This window comes from Kosakonia sp. H7A (assembly GCF_003028445.1).
Lineage (GTDB): Bacteria > Pseudomonadota > Gammaproteobacteria > Enterobacterales > Enterobacteriaceae > Kosakonia > Kosakonia radicincitans.
The window spans coordinates 1-454 of the sequence record NZ_PYTZ01000116.1 but is presented as its reverse complement, the minus strand read 5'-3'; the positions used below and the strand labels follow the sequence as shown (position 1 = coordinate 454).

General features: G+C 63.2%; 2 protein-coding genes. Both read left to right on the top strand.

Annotated elements, in window-relative coordinates:
* Window positions 1-245: hypothetical protein (locus CWM66_RS29020; RefSeq protein WP_199200096.1), on the top strand; the 245-nt coding region annotated here is incomplete at its 5' end.
* A partial coding sequence (locus tag CWM66_RS28490; protein ID WP_255416499.1) for a sugar phosphate nucleotidyltransferase occupies window positions 245-454 on the top strand: 210 nt, incomplete at its 3' end. The genes CWM66_RS29020 and CWM66_RS28490, both read left to right, overlap by 1 nt.

The window sequence follows — 454 nt, the reverse complement described above, 5'->3', positions numbered from 1 at the left end:
CCGACGAGAACTACCGGCCGACGCTGCACCCGAAGATCCTGGAGGCCGATGCCCGGCAGTTCCCGCAGGAACAGGTGCTGCAGCACGTCGCCCGTCTGCGCGAGGCGGTGGACCGCTACGACATGGACGCCATGGAGGCGATCCTGGGCAACTTCCTTCCCGATTTCTCGGCCGCGCGTGACACCGAAGGCGAGCGCTCGGCCACTGTGGTTCCTTTCCCCGCACGCGAGGTCAGAAGAATTTGATGAACAAGCGCATCCGCAAGGCCGTATTCCCGGTGGCAGGCCTTGGCACCCGGTTCCTGCCGGCGACCAAGACGGTTCCCAAGGAAATGCTGCCGATCATCGATCGGCCGTTGATCCAGTACGCGGTCGACGAGGCCATCGAGGCCGGTTGCGATACCCTGATCTTCGTCACCAACCGCTACAAGCATGCGGTGGCTGATTATTTCGAC